The organism is Vibrio sp. 1562, from assembly GCF_033340155.1.
Classification (GTDB): domain Bacteria; phylum Pseudomonadota; class Gammaproteobacteria; order Enterobacterales; family Vibrionaceae; genus Vibrio; species Vibrio alginolyticus.
Genome location: NZ_JAWOVY010000673.1, coordinates 1 through 547, shown reverse-complemented (window position 1 = coordinate 547; position 547 = coordinate 1). Strand labels below are relative to the sequence as shown.

At 42.6% G+C, this 547-nt stretch carries 1 protein-coding gene; it reads left to right on the top strand.

Going from position 1 to position 547, the window contains the following annotated elements:
* Positions 1-328: YitT family protein (locus R7Z49_RS27005; RefSeq protein WP_318112742.1), on the top strand; the 328-nt coding region annotated here is incomplete at its 5' end.
* Positions 329-547 lie beyond the last annotated feature (219 nt).

Here is a 547-nt window from a genome sequence, read left to right as displayed (position 1 = left end):
CCTTTATTTGCTGATCTCACTCGAATCCGTTAACGAAATTTATTGCGCGGTAGCAGGTGGCCTATTGATGGGATTAGGTATGCTGATTTTGTTCCGACATCGCTCCAGCCTAGGTGGCTTTAACGTGTTGTGTTTGTTTATTCAGGACAAGTTTGGCATTTCTGTTGGCAAAAGCCAGATGGCAATCGATGCATGTATCCTGTTTGCTTCATTCTTCTTTGTCACTCCAGAGGTGATTGGCCTTTCGATTTTGGGTGCCTTTGCACTGAATGTCGTATTGGCGATGAATCACAAACCACACCGATATTCCGTTACCTACGGTTCATAAACTTTTGATGATAATTGACGCGCGATTTATAAGATTTCGCGCTTCAATAACTATATAATATTTCGCGATTTCCAAATAACTCGGTACGGTATGCGCGACTTTCTACAACAAGCCAAACAAACTCACAGTTGTATTGCGATTGGCGAGTTGGTCTACAATCCGAAAACACAGACTCTTCATCAAGACACTATCGCGATTGATCTCGAACCTCGTACCATT